Here is a 17,623-nt window from a genome sequence, read left to right as displayed (position 1 = left end):
CGTGTGAACCGTGACTAGTATGAGGGTATTAATGTGGAAAAGATTAGCAAAATTTCCTTGAGGGATGAATGGCGCAATCGCTGGATAACGATCAGAGAATTTATTCTCTATCCAGTTAAGGAAATTATGTATTTGCGAGGCAAAATAGACGTAACTGATAATTATACATATGCAGCCCAAGAAGATTTTAATCTTCATGATCCCAATATTCCCCGATGGCTCAATTTTGGCTATTGGAAAGAAGAAACTACTTATAATAGAGCCTGCGCTGCTTTAGCTCGTAAATTAGGAGAAATTGCAAAACTTAGTGCTGGTGACCAAGTTTTAGATGTGGGCTTCGGTTTTGCTGAACAAGATTTACTTTGGGTGCGGGAAAACAATGTTGACTCAATTATTGGTCTTAATCTGACAGAGTTACAAGTAGAAATTGCTCAAGAAAGAGTAGCTAAAGCGGGGCTATCTGAAAGAATACATCTTCAGGTAGGTTCAGCTACAAAAATACCTTTTGAAGAAAATTATTTTGATAAAGTTACCGCCTTAGAATGTGCTTTTTATTTTAATACTCGTGAAGATTTTTTTGCTGAAGCCTTTCGAGTTTTGCAACCTGGTGGAGTGCTTGCCGTAGCAGATTGTTTGCCTAGTGTAGGACGAAAGATTGACTTTTGGCTGAGGGTTAATAGTAAAAAAATGTTCATTCCTATTGCAAATTTATATGATCGAAATGCTTATGTAGAAAAACTAAAAAGCTGTGGATTTGTTAATATTCAAGCTATATCAATTAGCGAATATGTTTGGTCTGCGTGGGTATATTATTTTGCCCAAGTAGGTATAAAAGTTAGTGACCATAATGTAGGCCGAGGAATTAGTAACCATGATGAAATAGTCATTGATCTTCAGAAAAATAATCCAGGAATTGAGGATTGGTTGAAAAATTGGGGTTGGTTTATGGGGTTTGATGATTATGTTTTGTTTTCAGCAGAAAAACCTCCAGAGGTCGATAAGGGAGCTAGTAAAGCTGCTGAATAAGGGTTATCTCATGGTGTGACAAGAGGGCTAAAGCTCTCTTGGGTTGGGAATGAGAGCTAGGTGGGGTAAAACCCAACAAACAAACAATTAGAATAGATGAATTAGCACAGAGTTTACCCCAAGTAAGAGTGATAAATAAGTTTTCTTCGAGTTAATGAATTAACACCCACATTCCGCAGATATTTAAGCCAATTGAATTTCCAATTAAATTGGAATAAATAAAAGCCCAAATAGTTGCCATGTAATGATTTGGGCTATTTTTAATGTAGAATAATAATTAGACCCACATTCCGCAGATGTGGGCTAAATTTTCCACTAATTCTAAAAAATTGAAAATCCTTACAGTTCTTCGTTGAACTTCCGAGGCTTTACTATCAGATTGTATAGCTAATTTACCGCTTTTTAACTAAACACAAATAATTGCTATTTTTTCATAGAAATAGAATCCTCTTTTTTTAACATATTTGTATTTTATAACCAAGTTCGTTCCAGCCAAGAGTTCTCATCTTGACTCATAACTTAGATTTGTTTACAACTATTTTCCCCTTTCTCTCAATCTTTATCCCCCGGAAATCATTAAATAGTATTCACAGCAAGATTTCCCTAAATGCTGCAATATTTCTTGACGCTCTTGGGTTAAGTTACTCACTTGTTTCTCTCCATTTATCCTGACTAAATGCACTGCTTGGAACATTTGAAATATCCACCGCATCGTCGGTTTATTCGTTAATTTTTTGACCTGATTTCTCACCCCTTCTTGGGCTGTTTCTAGTTGTTTTCTCAATTTTCTTTGGGCTAGGTTATACACTAACAAACACAATCCCATTATCATCGCTATTACTTCTACTCTCTCTGGTTTTTTCACGAATACACTCGCTGTGAAAAATAACGGATCTTTTAAAAATCTAAATCCTCTCTCGTTACTTTGCTGCGCTTTATATTCCGCTAATAGCTTTTCATTACTCACCTCTTTCTTGTCTAATATATTTGTCGCTAATATAAATCTTCCGGCTTTGATTTTTTCCGCTTCTATCACTGATTCTCTAGGTTCTATCTCCCCTGTAACTTGATAAACTATTGTCTTTTCTTTCTTGGCTTTTTTGGGTTTACTTTGGCTTTTTTTACTGGCTTTTTCTGTGCATTTTATTTCTTTTATTTGGTGATATTTCCACGATTCTGATAATATTTTTATCCCTATCTCTGCATCTGCTATGCAGGCATACTCTTGTTTCGATAGCTTACGCAGCGATGCTTTGGCGTTTTCTAACTGTTTTTCTACTTGCTCTGATATTTTTTTGATAGCCGATTGCTTCCGGGCTTCACTTTCTACCACTAGCCATCTTTGTTTTATATTCGCGTACTCACTTGATTTCGTTGCTATTCTATATCCTATTATTTGGCTTTCTTCCCATTCTTCCTCTTCTATCTCCACTATCTTATTTTGTGCTTCTTTTATACTTAATGGCACTCTTGTTATCCATTTCATTCCTGCCATTGCTGCTATATTCTCTGCTGTGTATAACGCACTGTCTGCTACACATATTCCTTCAAATGTCCATTGCTTTTTAAATTCTTTTAGTCTTTCTACAAATACGCTTTTATCATCGGCGTTTCCGTCATCTATTTTTAGATATAATGGCACATCTCCATCTTCACTTACTACCATATCTATTATAAATTGTTTCAGATCTGGTCTTTTATCTCTTGAGTATCCATGCACTATTTTTATGGCTTTCATTTCTTCTTCTATTTCCTGATTTTCTTCTTCTTTACTTTTGTATTCTCCCTCTACTGATATCGAACTGCTGTCTAGGTGTACACTCTCCTTTTCTACTTGGAATTTTTGGGCGGCTTTTAGGGCTATTGCTGTGAATAGCTTTGTTGTTCCCGCTTGATAATATTTATCTAATGCTCTCCCTATTCGGTCATCATTTAGTTGCTCTGCTGTTACTCCTTCTCCTATTAAATGTTCTGTTGCCTTCCCTATAAAAAAGTTATCGAATAGGTACAATGGCGCGCTCAAAAATCCTAATCCATTCAAAATCATTGCTTTCATTACCTGTCCTGGGCTTACGGCTTCTTTTGCTTTTAATCCGACTTTTTTATTGACTTCTTCTACTAATTCCATCTCATCTATAGCAATCCTAAATCAGTTGTAATATTTCCATCTATCTCGACCCCTCCCAACCCTCCCCTTAGTAAGGGGAGGGCTAGGGTGGGGTTCTATATTCTGATCGCAAATCATTTAAGATTGCTATATTACGCCTGCTACTATTCCTAAATGGTCTAAATTTGGGCTTTTATTTATTCCAATTTAATTGGAAATTCAATTGGCTTAAATATCTGCGGAATGTGGGAATTAACTCACTTTGATTCCTTGCGAGAGGCAATTGAGAATGTACTGCGTCTTGCGTCCTAACCGCCTTGGCGGGCGCTATAGTGGAAAATTTGACCCCTATCTGCGGAATGTGGGCTTTAAGGTTAACTGTGTTTGGTTAAATCAAGAACGATCGCTTTCAGCAAAGACTCTTGTTGAGTTTTTAAGTAAAAATGATCTCCAGAAAACATTTGTAGGTTAAATTTTTTACTGGTTTGCTCTTGCCAACTAGCTAGAGAATCTCGGCTAATTTTAGGATCGTTTATGCCTCCAAATACAGAAATCGGACAATTAAGAGGGGGTTCAGGTAGGTAAACATAACTTTCCTTTAATGTTAAATCTGCCCGCATAATCGGTAAGTAGAAGTTTATAAATTCTTGATTTTCTAAAATGTTACTTGGTGTACCATTGTAAAGGCGTATTTCTTCTAAAAGATCGGTATCGGAAAGTTTAGCGATCGGTAAATCTAAATTAGGAAGTTGTGGAGCGGAATAACTAGAAATAAATAGGTGTAATGGAGTAGGATATCGTAGTCTGCGAAGTTGACGCGCCACTGCAAAACTAAGCAATGCGCCAACACTATGACCAAAAAACATAAAAGGGCGATCTAGATTAGGTAAAAGTGCTGTTGTAAGAGCGTCAATTAAAGAAAATATATTAGTAAATTTCTTTTCTTTATATCGGTTTTCTCGCCCTGGAAGTTGGATGCCGCAAGCTTCAATATCTGGAGGTAAATAAGTAGACCAACTGCGAAAAATAGAAGCACCTGCACCTGCATAAGGAAAGCAAAAAAGGCGTAAAGATGCTTGAGGATTTGGATAATACTTAATAATCCAACTAGATGTCATAAGTTTTATATCGTAAATTGGGGTAGATATAGCGAAGCTGTCACCAGGGGCGTGCGACATGAAGTTATCTATGGGACTTAAACAAAAATCAAGCCCAAATCAAGCCTAAACTTGCTTTGTAGGCTGCAAATACATCCCTATTATCCTGGAGCCACTCCACAAATCGAAAGGAAATCGCTGTGCGGAAGGCTTCAAGGGCATCAGCAAATGTGTTTAAAGGTTTGTTCGCCCATCGACGTCTTAATNTTTTATGGCTTTCATTTCTTCTTCTATTTCCTGATTTTCTTCTTCTTTACTTTTGTATTCTCCCTCTACTGATATCGAACTGCTGTCTAGGTGTACACTCTCCTTTTCTACTTGGAATTTTTGGGCGGCTTTTAGGGCTATTGCTGTGAATAGCTTTGTTGTTCCCGCTTGATAATATTTATCTAATGCTCTCCCTATTCGGTCATCATTTAGTTGCTCTGCTGTTACTCCTTCNCCCTTTGCTTCCCTGTAAAAAACTTCTATCCAATTTCTTTGTGAATAGGTCGTTACTATCCATTCTCCTGTGGCTTTTGATGCCTCAACATTAGTCATTAAATAATCAATATCACTGGCTTGGTCGAAAGTGGCAGCATTCATGACGATGGCTATTACTTTCTTCCCGGCATACTTTGATAATTCAATTTCTCTTGTTGCTATCCACACAGTTTTGGGTTTTTCTAGTTGGAGTTGAATTTCACTAAAAGCTCCCTGGGGCAACGATTTGNTTTTCCGATTTCTCCGATGTATTGCCGTCCCACTCCCTCGGTAAAGTTCCCGCTTTTTCGATGTCCTGAATCATCAATAATTAGGGCAAATCCCCGACTAATCTGGGTTTGCTTACACTGATTCATCACCTCCAGGCGACGCTGATTCAGTTTCATTGCTGACCAGGGAGCTTCGGTCAAAAAGTGGTGTAATCGGTGGTAAGTTACTCCTACGGCGTTATTTGCCATTTGCGACAGGTTTTTTCGCTCACTTTCTCCCAATAATCCTCCTAAATAGTTCCTAAATTCCCGTTTTTGGGCTTGATGACCAAATATATCGTCAAATCTTTTACACCATCGGTCAAAGCAGGGGGGCATGGCGGCGGGGGTGGTCTCTTTCATCGCTCATTTTTGAATGTTGTATGCTTGCTCTACAAACATTATAACTTATTTAGCTCGTGTTTTTTGTTTAAGTCCCGTTAACAAAAAACGGTTAATGCTATCGTGAGATAATTCATCTAAAATTTCGGAGAGCCGACAGCAACCTGAATATTTAGACTCAGCTAAGAGAAAATATGTGTACTTTTCCAGGTTGCACAGTGCAGTAGATGGCTTAGTTCTAGTTCTAATATTTTTTCTCCCCTGATAGCTTAAGCAATTTTACTCAATTCTATTTGTTTTGGGAACTGAACTCACCTCTGTTCCCGATACGCACAATCGAGCTATTTTGTCAATGCGTAAGTCCTAGCTTCGTAACTGTTTGGGCGATTCGATTCTCCCAGAGTCAGTAGACCGTAAAGATTTTTAGAAGGCTTACCATCTGTTCATTTGGGGGATACAATCCCCCAAAATACCGATATCATGTACTTTTTGAGCAATAGGGTTGTAGCGTAAGATCTCCAGCACCTGGAAAGCAAAATTAAAACAATTGAGTAGCATTGACATGATTTAATGTTGTAAGGGAATTTAAATATGCCGTTGTTGCGTCACCATAGATTAATTTAGGAGAACGATGAGCAACTATCAACCAGAAAAAGTAGCACAGATGTACGATTCCATCGAAGATCAAGGAGAGACAGCTATCCTTCTCGATCAGTATCATTTGGGCTATTGGGATGAGATAAATCCAAATGCAAGTATTACTGAAGCCGCAGATCGTCTCACTCAGATTATGATTGACAAAGTGACCATTCAGCCAGGACAACGCTTCTGCGATCTGGGATGCGGGGTTGGTATGCCAGCGATACAGCTGGCACAAGCCACAGGATGTTTTGTAGATGGAATTACGATTAGTCAGTCCCAGCATGAAAAGGCACAGGAACTAGCAGCAAAAGCAGGTCTATCTGAACAGACAAACTTCATACTAGGTGATGCCTTGGCAACGCCCTGCGAGGACGCAACCTATGATGGTGGTTGGTTCTTTGAATCGATTTTTCATATGGGACACCGCAAAGCCCTGCAAGAAGCTTCTCGAATCTTGAAACCGGGAGCAACCTTGGTGATTTCAGACCTTCCAGCGCGACCCACCATGAGCGAAGAATATAGGGTACTTTGCGAGGAAGAGACTCATTCATTTATTATCCCCAAAGAAGACTATCCAGAACTGCTTGATGCAGCTGGTTTTGACTTGATTGAAATTGACGACGTGACCGAATTCGTGATTACTCCTCTTGTATCCAATATGAAGATTGCTTGCCAACAGCATGAGTCCGATTTCTTGAAATATCTCAATAGCGCACAAATGCAAGATTGGCTGCGATCGTACCAAAATAAGCGTGGTAGGGAATATATCGAGAGTGAAGCGATCGACTATTGGATTCAAATGCTCCAAGATATGTGTGATAACCTTGGGTATGTGCTTGTGGCCGCTCAAAAACGAGCATAAATACTGGTTTAGGACTCTGTATAACTTCCCATACAGTTCAGTTGACATCTCATTTCAACTTTTAGGCTTCTTCAACAAATCGTACCTCAAGAAATAGGAGAAGTATAGCAATGATCACCTATATGTTTCCAGGACAAGGTTCTCAAATCAAGGGTATGGGAAAGAATCTCTTTAGCAAATTTCCCAATTTGACGCAAAAAGCTGATTCAATTTTAGGATACTCAATTGAAAATCTTTGTTTAAACGATCCGCAACAAGAGTTGAATCAAACTCAATTCACCCAACCTGCTCTCTATGTTGTGAATGCCCTCTCCTACCGGAGCAAAATTGAGGAGATTGGTAAAAAGCCCGACTTTTTGATCGGACACAGCTTGGGGGAATACAACGCTTTAGAAGCTTCAGGCGCGATTACTTTTGAAGATGGACTAAAGCTGGTTCAACAAAGAGGTATACTAATGAGCCAAGCTCCTGAAGGAGCTATGGCAGCTGTCATCGGTGCTACTGAAGAGCAAGTTGAAAAACTTCTGAGAAAATTCAGTTTTGATATTGATATAGCTAGCTTCAATTCTCCAGAGCAAGTAGTTATTTCCGGTTTAAAAGAAGATATCGCTAGAGCTAGTGACTGTTTTCAAGAGGCAGGTACAAAATACATTATTTTAAATACAAGTGGTGCTTTTCACTCGCGTTATATGGAGTCTGCAAAAGTCCAGTTTGAAAAGTTTATCAAAGGTTTTACCTTTGCCAAACCCCAAATCCCAGTAATTTCCAATGTCACTGCACAACCATACATCCATAGCGAAATTGCTGAAAATCTGGCTAAACAGATCACCCATTCAATTAAATGGACAGAAAGCATACGTTACCTCTTGGCTCAGGGTGATGTAGAGTTTGAGGAAATCGGAGTTGGAGCCGTTTTGACCAAGTTTATAACTTATATTAAATCTAAGGAAAAACCGATTGAAATCAAAAAAACTTCTGATAGTTGGAGTGTTCAGGAAAAGGTAGATCGGTGGAATTCTACCCACATGATTGGTTCAAAGGTTTATGTAAAAGGATATGAAGGTCAACTGGAAACTAGAACAGAAGCTATGGTTCTGTTTGGGCATCGAGCAGCTATTTATATGAAAGGATATAATGGTTATTTTGCCATTGACGAGGTAACTCCAGCTTAATTTAATCCCTCATTCTGTAGATATGACATACAATCAGTGATTGTGATCCTTATTGATGCTTCCCTGTCAATAATATGTTTGTACTATTAGGGTAGCCACCGAGATACCTGCAAAATGGGACACGTTGTAAAGTTTTGTAACGTTAATGTTTAAAATCCACGATTTTACGTTGTTTCAACACTGGATTCCGCGTGTCCTCTTTTGTAAAACATCCCCTAAAAAGGTCATAAATGGGCAAGTTTGAAAGACTGAATAGTGTTAACAGTGGATTTAAGTATCCAAAAACTAGAATGTTTCAGTACCATTTTTGGGCAAGTTTTTAAATCATTAAAAGACATTTTGCAATATTTGTTTACAAAGTGTCCCATTTTGCACGTATCTCGGCGACTACCCTTTTAATTAAACCTTAAAATCTTTTTAAATCATGATTAATCCAAATTTAATCAAAACCCAAATAGGAATTCATTCTTTTACTCATCAAGAGTTATTAGAAATTGCCTTAACTCATCCCGATGCGATTGCACAAAACCTAGATTTAACTCCCAAGGAAAGGAAACTCCGAACCTTGGAATATTGGGGTATTACTCATTTAGGTTCTAACTTGTTTAGCCAGATGGTGAGTGATTATTTATATCTGCACTGTTCCCATTTAGGCGAGGCAACTCGGACACTTTTAAAAAGTGATTTAGTCAGTCCGATCATCTTAGCAAAATTAGCGTTAAAAATCAAGATCGATCAAGGGGGTGATTTAGGAAAAAACTATCCTTTAAAACCAGATTTTGAACAACAAAAAATATTATCAGAAATGTTTGAAGCCTTAGTGGGTGCAGTTTATTTAGAGTCGGATCGAGATTTTGAGAAAACTTATAATTGGTTAGCTAATCAATTTATCGCTCAGGTTGTCAATCAAATTATGATGGATTTGTTTATTGAATTTGTGCCCAAGGCGGATTGGGATGCTAATTTTTATCCTTGGTTTGGTTCCAATCATTTAACCTGTCCCTCTCAAAAATCGACCTCAAAATCAACCTGTATTTTCTGCTCCTAAAATATCAAACCCAGAATATCAACCTATCGTTTGTACTTCCAATTGTGAGTACACTTGAGAAGAATAAAAATTTTTGAAAGTTGAATGCAATCACTTGTTTTCTTTTTAGTAGCAGCTTTGGGAGAGATCTCTGGCTGCTATACTTTTTGGGCATGGCTACGCTTGGGAAAAAGCATCCTCTGGCTGATTCCCGGCGTAATAGCACTGATTATTTTCGCCTCAGCTTTGACTAGGGTTGATGCTTCCTATGCGGGCAGAACCTATGCAGCTTATGGTGGAATTTATATCCTTTCATCTATCTTTTGGCTATGGATAGTTGAAGGCGTAAAACCTGACCGATGGGACTTACTGGGGGCAATAATTTGTCTGGTGGGTACAATTGTGATTCTATTTGCTCCCCATCGAAATACTTTTTGATCCTGTCCTATTAAAACGTTACCACCGTCCGAATTGATTCTCCTTTGTGCATCAAATCAAAGGCTTCATTAATTTTTTCAATCGGCATGACATGGGTAATTAAATCATCAATATTAATTTTCCCATCCATATACCAATCCACAATTTTAGGCACATCCGTCCGACTTTTTGCCCCACCAAAAGCCGTACCTTTCCAAACCCTTCCGGTCACCAATTGAAAGGGACGGGTACTAATTTCTTCCCCCGCCCCAGCTACCCCAATAATCACACTAACTCCCCAACCTTTATGACAACATTCTAGGGCTTGACGCATAACTTTAACATTCCCAATACATTCAAAACTATAATCCGCGCCACCGTCAGTTAATTCCACTAAATAGGATACTAAATCCCCTTCAATTTCTTTCGGATTCACAAAATGGGTCATGCCAAATTTCTCAGCAATGGCTTTTTTATCAGAATTCAAATCCACCCCAATAATTTTATTTGCCCCCACCATTTTTGCCCCTTGAATCACATTTAATCCAATGCCTCCTAAGCCAAAAACCACCACATTTGATCCGGGTTCCACTTTAGCCGTATTAATCACCGCACCTATTCCCGTTGTCACCCCACAACCTATATAACAAACCTTCTCAAACGGAGCATCTTCTCTAATTTTTGCTAAGGCAATTTCGGGTAAAACCGTATAATTTGAAAAGGTAGAAGTTCCCATATAATGATGAATCATCCGACCATTTTTAGAAAAACGACTACTACCATCGGGCATTAAACCTTTGCCCTGAGTCCCGCGAATCGCCTGACATAAATTTGTCTTAAAACTTAAACAATATTGACATTGACGACATTCTGGAATATACAAGGGAATAACATGATCTCCGGGTTTAAGACTTTTTACCCCGGAACCAACTTCAACTACAATTCCGGCACCTTCATGACCTAAAATAGCTGGAAATAATCCTTCCGGGTCGGCGCCGGAAAGGGTATAGGCGTCGGTATGACAAATCCCTGTCGCCTTAATTTCAACAAGAACTTCTCCCTCTTTTGGGCCTTCAAGTTGAACGGTTTCCAGGGTTAAAGGTTTTCCAGCTTCCCATGCAACAGCAGCTTTAATATCCATAATTTATTTTTGATTCGGGGATAATATGAACTCTAATTCTTCCACTTTAGAATCAGTTGCCCGTTTTTTCAACTTTCGAGAACTTCAGACCAATTTTAGGATTGAAATTATAGCCGGGGTCACAACTTTTATGACCATGGCTTATATTTTAATTGTCAATCCTGCTATTTTATCCAATGCTATTTTTCTACAAACATCGGGGGATTTATTTGGAGAATTAGCTATAGCAACCGCCCTGGCTTCCGCCTTAGCAACATTAGTCATGGGATTATATGCTAAATATCCCTTTGCTTTAGCCCCAGGAATGGGATTAAACGCTTATTTTGCCTTTTCAGTGGTGTTAAAATTAGGCATTCCTTGGCGGGTGGCGTTAGCTGCTATTTTAATTGAAGGCTTAATTTTTATCGCCCTAACCCTGAGTCAATTTAGAACTAAAATTATTACCGCTATTCCTGAAGGAATTAAACACGCCGTCGCCGCCGGAATTGGTTTGTTTATTGCCTATATTGCCTTAACGGGTGCAAAAATTATTGTAACCGATGCAGTGACCACCACCACATTAGGAAACTTAAATGATCCGATTGTATTAATTACAATTGCCGGAATTTTGATTACTTCTGCTTTAATTGTCCGTCGAGTTACCGGGGCGTTATTATTAGGAATTTTAGCCACAGCCGGGTTAGGATGGATTCTAGGAATTGCTCCTTGGCCCCAAGGAATTATCGGTTTGCCTCAATTACCTGTGGATTTATTCGGTCAGGGAATTATTGGGTTAAAACAAGTTTTAGAAGTTAATTTTTTTCAGATATTTACAATTACCTTTGTATTTTTCTTTGTGGATTTATTTGACACCGTAGGCACTCTCACGGGGTTAGGAATGAAAGCGGGTTATATTAATCAACAGGGGGAATTTCCTAGGGTTACAGAAGCATTTATGGCTGATGCCGTGGGAACTACAACCGGGGCAATTTTTGGCACTTCAACGGTAACTACTTATATTGAATCCGCATCGGGAATTTCCGAGGGGGGAAGAAGTGGATTTACAGCTGTAATTGTGGCAATATTATTCACAATTTCGATATTTTTTATTCCCCTATTATCAGCTATTCCCAGTTTTGCCACCGCCCCGGCTTTAATTATTGTGGGGGTATTAATGATGGGAAGTGTTAAATATATTCGCTGGGATGACCCCGCCGAATCTATTCCGGCATTTTTAACTATTTTTATCATGCCCTTAAGTTATTCCATCGCCGATGGTCTAGCCGTTGGTTTAATTACTTATCCTCTGATTAAATCCTGTCAGGGTAAGTTTCATGAAACCAATATTGCAATGTGGATTTTAGCAGTTATTTTTGTTTTAAAGTTTGTTTTTGTGGGTAAATAATAATAGCTGGTGGGCAGTAAGTTGATTTTACTTACTATTACCCATTACCCATTACCCTGTTACTGAGCGAAGTCGAAGTATTACCCATTACCCATTACCCATTACCTATTCCCTATTACCTATTCCCTATTACCTATTCCCTATTCCCCATTCCCTGTTCCCTGTTCCCTGTTCCCTCCCTACTATAATTTACCCCCAAAATAGTTTAATTTCCATAAACAACCAGACATAAAATTAGTAAAAATATGAGCTATAATCGGAACTAATAAATTACCCGTGGCGATCGCACTATACCCTAAAATAAACCCCACAACAATTGCCCAAATTACATAGGGCCATTGTTGAGAACCGCTAAAATGTAGAACCCCAAAGGCTATGCTAGAAACCACTAAAGCCAGAGTTCCTAATCCCAAATCCGATAACATTACTCCTCTAAATAATAATTCCTCACTCAGTCCGGGTAATAAGCCTAACCAAATTAAATCCGGCCATAATAAAGGAGTTAAGACTAATTTTAAATAGGTATCTGCACTGCTACTATAGGCAGGCCAGATTCTATACATGACAAAACTAGCCATTGTAATCATTAATCCCACACCTAAACCCAACCCCAAACTAACCCAGGTTAAGTTAATAGGTAAAAGAGTAACATGACTCAAATATAACCAAGCTTTCGCGATCGCTAATAATACAATCGCCGTCCCCCCCATGGCTATCAAAACCTGAGTCCGGCTTAAAGATTCGAGGTCAAAATTGTTAGGTGTTTTTTGTTCTACCACGCTAGTTAAAAATTAATAGGATTTAAGTTGATTCAAGGATAATATATTCGGACGCAGGGAGTTAGGATCAAGTCCAGCTTTATGCGCCACTAAAACCCCTAAAGCCTCTAAATAAGAGTTTACCTGTATTGCCTTAATTCCTAACTGTTCTGGGGTAACTTGCATTCGGGTTTGATTTTCCCCGACAGCAATAATTTGAGTCGGAGTTAGGCCAAAACTAAGCACCGCAGAACCCCCACAGGCTGTAGCCGGAACCACAATTGCATCCACTTGATCGGCCCAAATTGTCCCCGCCGTAGTAGTTGTGACGAATTGGGGGGCGCGACTCAACCCCACTAACACACAGGGTAGGAAGGTATAGCCCAATTCCTCCGCCGCCGAACGGGGGGATAATTCCGGGTCAAGGGCCAGGGGGGAAAGAGCCGGAGCATGGGCTGCCGGAATTTGAAAGGTACGAACAATTAAATGGCTGATCACCGCCTCCGCCCCGGCTAAGAGATCAATTCCCTGTCCATGACGATAGGCTTCTAAAACACTGCTATTTTCCGGTTCAGGAAAACGGGCTACCACGGCGATCGCTTCCGCTTTAGCATCCTTAATTAAGCGTTCTGCGGCTCGTAGCAGGCTGTCTGGGTTGCCAATAGTTCCCCAGGAAGCCCCGGAAGTCGAGGTTCTCAATTCCACGTTCAGGGGGGCATCTGTCACCACATAGTCGGTTAAAGTTAGGCCCAGGGTTGCCCTAGCTGCGTCCGCCACTTGTAAATGTCTGAGGCGCAATTCCGGCTCAATGGCTTGATCGAGGAGTAACCCCACCCGGTTTCGATGCACAGGTTGCAGTCCCCACTGTCCGGCGGCCCATTGATCCAGGGCAAACCCTTCCACATAGAGGGTATTAGCCATCGGCCAATACAGTTGGGCACCATTGAGAACGTTAGGATGGGTAATTAGGGTATCCGCAACTTGAGCGATCGCCCGCGCCACAGGTAAACCATCCCCCGCATACCCACCAATGGCCGCACCAATTCCCGTTGGGATAATTAAAACAACCGTATAAGGACGAGGCATAGAAGATCAGGGGAAACACCCTAAGAAAAGTTAACTATCAACCATCAAACCTTAGAGGTTTCTTGAACCGTTACAACAGCTTCAACATGGGCTTTTTGTTGTTCAGAATCAACCCGGTTAATTGCCCAGCGTAGGGGTTCTCCCCGTTTTTTTAACTCCGCTTCAATCGCTTGATTTAACTGCGTCGGAGATTCCTGAATATCAATTTCAGCCGTAATAAAATGGGTTGTCATGTTACGAATGGGTAATGGGTAATGGGTTTTGGGTTTTGGGTTTTGGGTTTTGGGTTTTGGGTTTTGGGTAATGGGTTTTGGGTTTTGGGTGATATTCAGCGAGCGAGGACGCTCCCCCTGCTTCCTATTCCCTGTTCGTAATTCGTAATTCGTAATTCGTAATTCCCCATCCCCTGTTCGTAATTCGTAATTCGTAATTCGTAATTCCCCATCCCCTGCCCCCTCTGTTCACTCGTTAGGAAGTTTGGGGATATTGACGATCATAAACTTCGTCTTCTTTCCCTGGAATCAATTTCAAATTAGAACGAGGATAGGCAATACAAAGCAGGACATAACCTTCAGCTTGAAGTTCGGGACTTAATCCCATGCCCTCACGTTGATCAACTTCGCCTTCTATAATTTTGGCCGCACAGGTGGTACAAACTCCGGCATTGCAAGAATTGGGCAACTTAATTCCGGCATCCAAGGCAGCTTGGAGGATTTGTTTATCCTCTGGAACTTCGACTGTTTGGATGTTCCCTTGATTGTGAAATTCGACGGTATAGGTTTGAGACATCGTGTTCTTATTAGACCCTGAACCATTGTATCGTTGAGTGCAGCCGATCTGAGTATTAAGCTTTCCTGGTTGTGTACAGGATGTTCAAATTAATCGGATAAACTGAATCAACCTTTGTCATCTATCTTAAGATATATTATAAAATGTCAGAATAATCAATTAAATTGAGTCTGGGTGTAAAAATTTCGAGGTGGCTGCTAAGATTTAAAATTAATATGGTAGAGTGACTAGGGTTATATTTCTCTCGTCCGTGGCTGTTAATCTCCTCATTCGATTGTGCCGATTTTCTAACTACTTGCAAAAAAATCTAGCCCTTTTCACAGATTTAATCTGTGGAAAACCCTAGAGAATACATAACTTTGATAGGATAAAAGACCTGTGCTAAACGTGATGGAAAATATGAATAAATTTGATACTCAACTTTGGCAACGCTTTTTAAGAATTGCCCAACCCTTCTTTTATCCTTTAGAACCCGGAAGTAGTAAGGTTTTTTTGAGTTTATTATTATTATTGTTAATTTTTCTGGCGGCGACTGTCTTTGTTTTAGTGAGTATTGTTACTGTTATCAGTCAATCTGTTTTTCCCGAATTCTTTAATAGCATCGCTCCGGGGTTGTATGAAGTGATCGAAAGTATTATTTATTCTCGCTATATTATTATCGTTATTTTAATGTTGATTGTTCCCATCGGAACATTTTTAGTGTACAGAAACCAAATTAAAACTCGTTGGCAACCTTGGGCATTTTTAAGTGTGCTTTTATTTATATCCCTATCTGTCAGTGGATTGAATGTAATTCTTAGCTATGTGAGTAACTTTTTTACGACGGCTTTAGCCGAAAGAAATCAGGATAATTTTTGGCGTTTTCTCTATGTTTATGCCAGTGTGTTTGTAGTAGGAACTCCCATTATTGTCATGTATTCTTATACCCGCGATCGCTTGGGAAACTATTGGCGGAAATGGTTAACGGATAAATTTTTAGACCAATATTTAAGTCAGCGAGCATTTTATAAAATAGAATCAGAAAATAAAATTGATAACCCAGATCAACGAATTACCGAGGATATTAAGGCATTTACGATTACGAGTTTAAGATTTTTACTAATTATTCTAAGTTCAATTATTGATGTAATTTCTTTTACCGGAATCCTCTGGTCTATTTCTAAATCTCTTTCCGTATTTCTATTGGTTTACGCTTCTGTCGGTACGATCATCACGGTTTTTATTGGACGGCGTTTAATTCCTCTAAACTTCAATCAATTAAGACGAGAAGCCGATTTTCGTTATGGATTAGTTCATGTCCGAGATAATGCTGAATCCATTGCCTTTTATCAGGGAGAAGAACAGGAATCAACTCAGGTAAAACAACGATTTTTCAAAGCCTTTGAAAACTTTAATTTATTAATTGGTTGGCAGAGAAATGTTGATTATTTTACCACAAGCTATGGATATGCTGTGATTATTCTTCCTTCACTGATCTTAGCTCCTATTTATTTTGCTGAAACGATTAAATATGGGGATATTACCCAAGCTAGTTTTGCCTTTGGTCAAGTTTTAGGAGCTTTTTCAATTGTAGTTAGTCAGATTGAAATATTAAGTGCTTTTGCCGCCGGAATTAATCGTTTATCAACCTTCTCGGAATTTTTAGACTCTCCTAAATCCATGGAGGAAGGTCAGACACAAATTGATATAAAAGTTGATGATTCCCTAGCCTTAGAACACGTTACCGTCAACACACCCAACTATCAACAAATCCTGGTTAAAGACCTATCTCTAATCTTACCCGAAGGTCAAGGATTATTAATTATGGGTCAAAGTGGAGTAGGAAAAAGTTCTTTATTACGCACCATTGCCGGGTTATGGACATCGGGAACCGGGCGCTTAATTCGTCCTGAACTCTCATCGATGTTATTTTTACCCCAACGTCCCTATATGATTCTCGGAACCTTACGTCAACAATTACTCTATCCTAATAGTAATCGAGAGGTGAGTGAAACGGAATTACATCAAATATTGCAGTTAGTAAATTTAGCAGATTTACCCCAACGAGTTAGTGGTTTTGATACGGAATTAGATTGGGCTAATGTTCTGTCTGTCGGAGAACAGCAACGGTTAGCTTTTGCTCGATTATTAATTAGTAAACCCCGCTACGCGATTTTAGATGAAGCCACCAGCGCCTTAGATTTAAAAAATGAAGAACTACTTTATAAAAAACTACATGAAACCGGAACAACTTATATTAGTGTTGGGCATCGAATCAGTTTATTGCGCTACCATGATAATGTTTTAGAACTCATGGGAGATCAAAAATGGCGTCTGCTTTCTAGCGAAGAATATCGGGCCGAAATGATTTGAGCCGTTCAATCTTTAATCGGCTAAAATCGATTCAAAAAAATGACAATCTTGACAGGAGCCCAGGGGATTCACCGCACAGCGTATTAGTTCAGAATGGGCATTAAAACGACAGTTTGCATCTCCTATAACCCAATGTCCATCGATTAGGGTTCTATCTTCAGATCGTTCTACCGATTGCACATACAAAGAAATTTTATGCAGTCGGTAACGACCAGATTTGAGTTGATAGCGATGACGGCGCTCTAAAACCCGATAGGTTTGACCCTGGAAATTTAGATCGTGTCCCGGTTGAGGTGTCCAATCTAAACAAATACGTCCAAGGGATTGATGAGATTGTGTTAGTATCAATTCCGTTAGTAGTGAATTTGGCTCCATGATGGTTTAGATTTAATTCAACAGGTTTTGAGATTATACCCCACTTAATCACAATAGCCCAAAACCCAAAACCCTGTTACTGAGCAAAGTCGAAGTATTACCCCTTACCCATTCGTAATTCGTAATTCGTAATTACCCATTACCCTGTTACTGAGCGAAGTCGAAGTATTACCCCTTACCCATTCGTAATTCGTAATTCGTAATTCGTAATTACCCATTACCCTGTTACTGAGCGAAGTCGAAGTATTACCCATT

Annotated in this window: 14 protein-coding genes and 3 pseudogenes; 7 read left to right on the top strand and 10 right to left on the bottom strand. The window is 39.4% G+C overall.

Going from position 1 to position 17,623, the window contains the following annotated elements:
• Positions 1-33 precede the first annotated feature (33 nt).
• Entirely contained in the window at positions 34-1,026 is a 993-nt protein-coding gene (locus tag PL9631_RS17605; protein ID WP_083622333.1) for a class I SAM-dependent methyltransferase, read from the top strand.
• 559 nt (positions 1,027-1,585) lie between these two features.
• On the opposite strand, the pseudogene PL9631_RS17600 reads toward PL9631_RS17605, so the two are convergent.
• The 4 genes and pseudogenes from PL9631_RS17600 to PL9631_RS26795 form a co-directional block, all read right to left on the bottom strand.
• Positions 1,586-3,163 (bottom strand): annotated as a pseudogene (locus PL9631_RS17600) (IS1634 family transposase); the annotation flags it as partial.
• A gap of 344 nt (positions 3,164-3,507) precedes the next feature.
• Positions 3,508-4,251 (bottom strand): thioesterase II family protein, encoded by a 744-nt coding sequence (locus PL9631_RS17595; protein ID WP_083622330.1) that lies wholly within the window; start codon positions 4,249-4,251, stop codon positions 3,508-3,510.
• 88 nt (positions 4,252-4,339) lie between these two features.
• Positions 4,340-5,384, bottom strand: a pseudogene (locus PL9631_RS27555) (transposase).
• 78 nt (positions 5,385-5,462) lie between these two features.
• Positions 5,463-5,612, bottom strand: a pseudogene (locus PL9631_RS26795) (IS701 family transposase); the annotation flags it as partial.
• A gap of 382 nt (positions 5,613-5,994) precedes the next feature.
• On the opposite strand from PL9631_RS26795, the gene PL9631_RS17580 reads away from it, so the two are divergent.
• The 4 genes from PL9631_RS17580 to PL9631_RS17565 all read left to right on the top strand — a co-directional run bounded on the left by PL9631_RS17580 (position 5,995) and on the right by PL9631_RS17565 (position 9,504).
• Entirely contained in the window at positions 5,995-6,867 is an 873-nt protein-coding gene (locus PL9631_RS17580; protein ID WP_083622328.1) for an SAM-dependent methyltransferase, read from the top strand.
• Positions 6,868-6,977: 110 nt separating this feature from the next.
• Positions 6,978-8,039 (top strand): ACP S-malonyltransferase, encoded by a 1,062-nt coding sequence (gene fabD / locus PL9631_RS17575; RefSeq protein WP_083622326.1) that lies wholly within the window; start codon positions 6,978-6,980, stop codon positions 8,037-8,039.
• 424 nt (positions 8,040-8,463) lie between these two features.
• Positions 8,464-9,087 carry a ribonuclease III domain-containing protein gene (locus PL9631_RS17570; protein ID WP_083622324.1) on the top strand — a complete coding sequence of 208 codons (624 nt, stop codon included), beginning with the start codon at positions 8,464-8,466 and terminating at the stop codon, positions 9,085-9,087.
• A gap of 84 nt (positions 9,088-9,171) precedes the next feature.
• Positions 9,172-9,504, top strand: a complete 333-nt coding sequence (locus PL9631_RS17565) for a YnfA family protein (protein WP_083622322.1) — start codon at positions 9,172-9,174, stop codon at positions 9,502-9,504.
• A gap of 10 nt (positions 9,505-9,514) precedes the next feature.
• Here the strand turns inward: PL9631_RS17565 and PL9631_RS17560 are convergent, their stop codons facing one another.
• Entirely contained in the window at positions 9,515-10,624 is a 1,110-nt protein-coding gene (locus tag PL9631_RS17560; protein ID WP_083622321.1) for an S-(hydroxymethyl)glutathione dehydrogenase/class III alcohol dehydrogenase, read from the bottom strand.
• Positions 10,625-10,649: 25 nt separating this feature from the next.
• On the opposite strand from PL9631_RS17560, the gene PL9631_RS17555 reads away from it, so the two are divergent.
• The gene (locus tag PL9631_RS17555; protein WP_083622319.1) at positions 10,650-12,008 is read left to right on the top strand and encodes an NCS2 family permease; all 1,359 of its coding nucleotides are present in this window, start codon (positions 10,650-10,652) and stop codon (positions 12,006-12,008) included.
• Positions 12,009-12,190: 182 nt separating this feature from the next.
• Here PL9631_RS17555 and PL9631_RS17550 read toward each other — a convergent pair whose 3' ends face one another.
• The 4 genes from PL9631_RS17550 to PL9631_RS17535 form a co-directional block, all read right to left on the bottom strand.
• Positions 12,191-12,787, bottom strand: a complete 597-nt coding sequence (locus PL9631_RS17550; protein ID WP_331281271.1) for a CPBP family intramembrane glutamic endopeptidase — start codon at positions 12,785-12,787, stop codon at positions 12,191-12,193.
• A 12-nt stretch (positions 12,788-12,799) separates the two neighbouring features.
• On the bottom strand, positions 12,800-13,852 hold the full coding sequence (locus PL9631_RS17545; RefSeq protein ID WP_083622315.1) for a DUF3326 domain-containing protein: 1,053 nt from the start codon (positions 13,850-13,852) through the stop codon (positions 12,800-12,802).
• Between the two features lie 44 nt (positions 13,853-13,896).
• Positions 13,897-14,085 (bottom strand): hypothetical protein, encoded by a 189-nt coding sequence (locus PL9631_RS17540; RefSeq protein WP_083622313.1) that lies wholly within the window; start codon positions 14,083-14,085, stop codon positions 13,897-13,899.
• Positions 14,086-14,320: 235 nt separating this feature from the next.
• Positions 14,321-14,641: a 2Fe-2S iron-sulfur cluster-binding protein gene (locus PL9631_RS17535; protein WP_027248846.1), complete on the bottom strand. Its 321-nt coding sequence runs from the start codon at positions 14,639-14,641 to the stop codon at positions 14,321-14,323.
• Positions 14,642-15,040: 399 nt separating this feature from the next.
• Between PL9631_RS17535 and PL9631_RS17530 the strand changes: the two genes are divergently transcribed.
• Positions 15,041-16,993 (top strand): ABC transporter ATP-binding protein/permease, encoded by a 1,953-nt coding sequence (locus PL9631_RS17530; protein WP_083622599.1) that lies wholly within the window; start codon positions 15,041-15,043, stop codon positions 16,991-16,993.
• 12 nt (positions 16,994-17,005) lie between these two features.
• Here the strand turns inward: PL9631_RS17530 and PL9631_RS17525 are convergent, their stop codons facing one another.
• On the bottom strand, positions 17,006-17,368 hold the full coding sequence (locus PL9631_RS17525; protein WP_083622311.1) for a DUF6464 family protein: 363 nt from the start codon (positions 17,366-17,368) through the stop codon (positions 17,006-17,008).
• Positions 17,369-17,623: the final 255 nt, after the last annotated feature.

The sequence above is a fragment of the Planktothrix paucivesiculata PCC 9631 genome (genome assembly GCF_900009265.2).
Lineage (GTDB): Bacteria > Cyanobacteriota > Cyanobacteriia > Cyanobacteriales > Microcoleaceae > Planktothrix > Planktothrix paucivesiculata.
This window is presented reverse-complemented; position numbering and strand designations above follow the sequence as displayed.

Bases quoted from the DNA above. Each gene is read 5' to 3' on its own strand.
- PL9631_RS17595 (WP_083622330.1), bottom strand. From the start codon at position 4,251: ATGACATCTAGTTGGATTATTAAGTATTATCCAAATCCTCAAGCATCT.
- PL9631_RS17580 (WP_083622328.1), top strand. From the start codon at position 5,995: ATGAGCAACTATCAACCAGAAAAAGTAGCACAGATGTACGATTCCATC.
- fabD (WP_083622326.1), top strand. From the start codon at position 6,978: ATGATCACCTATATGTTTCCAGGACAAGGTTCTCAAATCAAGGGTATG.
- PL9631_RS17570 (WP_083622324.1), top strand. From the start codon at position 8,464: ATGATTAATCCAAATTTAATCAAAACCCAAATAGGAATTCATTCTTTT.
- PL9631_RS17565 (WP_083622322.1), top strand. From the start codon at position 9,172: ATGCAATCACTTGTTTTCTTTTTAGTAGCAGCTTTGGGAGAGATCTCT.
- PL9631_RS17560 (WP_083622321.1), bottom strand. From the start codon at position 10,624: ATGGATATTAAAGCTGCTGTTGCATGGGAAGCTGGAAAACCTTTAACC.
- PL9631_RS17555 (WP_083622319.1), top strand. From the start codon at position 10,650: ATGAACTCTAATTCTTCCACTTTAGAATCAGTTGCCCGTTTTTTCAAC.
- PL9631_RS17545 (WP_083622315.1), bottom strand. From the start codon at position 13,852: ATGCCTCGTCCTTATACGGTTGTTTTAATTATCCCAACGGGAATTGGT.
- PL9631_RS17540 (WP_083622313.1), bottom strand. From the start codon at position 14,085: ATGACAACCCATTTTATTACGGCTGAAATTGATATTCAGGAATCTCCG.
- PL9631_RS17535 (WP_027248846.1), bottom strand. From the start codon at position 14,641: ATGTCTCAAACCTATACCGTCGAATTTCACAATCAAGGGAACATCCAA.
- PL9631_RS17530 (WP_083622599.1), top strand. From the start codon at position 15,041: ATGAATAAATTTGATACTCAACTTTGGCAACGCTTTTTAAGAATTGCC.
- PL9631_RS17525 (WP_083622311.1), bottom strand. From the start codon at position 17,368: ATGGAGCCAAATTCACTACTAACGGAATTGATACTAACACAATCTCAT.